Source organism: Alcanivorax sp. HI0044 (genome assembly GCF_001634945.1).
On sequence record NZ_LWEZ01000551.1, the window covers coordinates 1 to 909 of the forward strand.

The 909-nt window shown below is 59.8% G+C and carries 1 pseudogene; it reads right to left on the reverse strand.

What is annotated here, in order from left to right:
- Positions 1–804 (reverse strand): annotated as a pseudogene (locus A3730_RS06550) (hypothetical protein); the annotation flags it as partial.
- Positions 805–909: the final 105 nt, after the last annotated feature.

A 909-nucleotide genomic window follows, 5' to 3' on the forward strand; every position in this document is an offset into this window, starting at 1 on the left:
GCTGTCGCTGGTGGAGAAGTGCACCAGGCCCTTGGCCTTGTTCGGGTCGGTGATCGCCAGGGTGGCGCCACCGGCCATCAGTACCGGGCCTACGCCGGTGGTCAGCCCCTCTACCTGGCTGGCCGGCTCGATGCCGCTGGCGCCGCTGTGCCAGTCGATGGCATTGAAGCGAAAGCGGATGCCGAACTCCTGTGCCAGCCAGCCACCAGTGGCGACGCCGGGATTACGCAGGTCGCCGTAGCTGCCGCCCACATTGAACTGGGACAGGGTGGAGCGGTTATAGCCGTTGAATACCTCGGTGCTGTCCCAGGTGTTCAGGTTTCGGTCGGCGTTGTAGTGGTCGGCAACAAAGAAGATGCCCTTGCCGGCGGCCACAAAATCTTCCAGGGCCTGCAATTCCGCCTGGGTGAAGGGGCGGTTGCTTTCCGCGAGGACCAGTACATCCGCGTGACTGATGGCGGTGTAAGTGATGACCGCTTCGTTGGCGTTGCTGTTGGCGGTGGTGGGGTNGGTGTAGTCATCCACAAACTGGATAACGCCGTCGCTGTTTTTATCCACCCCGCGGTATTCCTGCACGGTGTAACCGGCACTGACCAGAGCATCGGCGAAGTCGGAAAAAGCGCCGTCAATAACCCAGTCCGCATTGCCTTCCGTGCCGCCATGGGAAACATCGAAGAGCACGACCTTGCCATTATCGTTAGCGCCGGGGGATTGAATTGGCGCCGGGTAGTTCCAGTCGTAGGGGGCGGCGTTGACGCTGGCGCAGAGCGTGGCCAACAGGGTAGTGAGAATCCGTTTGTTCATGTGGGATCATCCTTGAACCAGAAGGGGAGAGCCCAAGGCTGATGCGGCGACAAGAAAATGCGGTAAAAAGATCGTGATAGTTTGATGAATTCCGGTGAATGTATG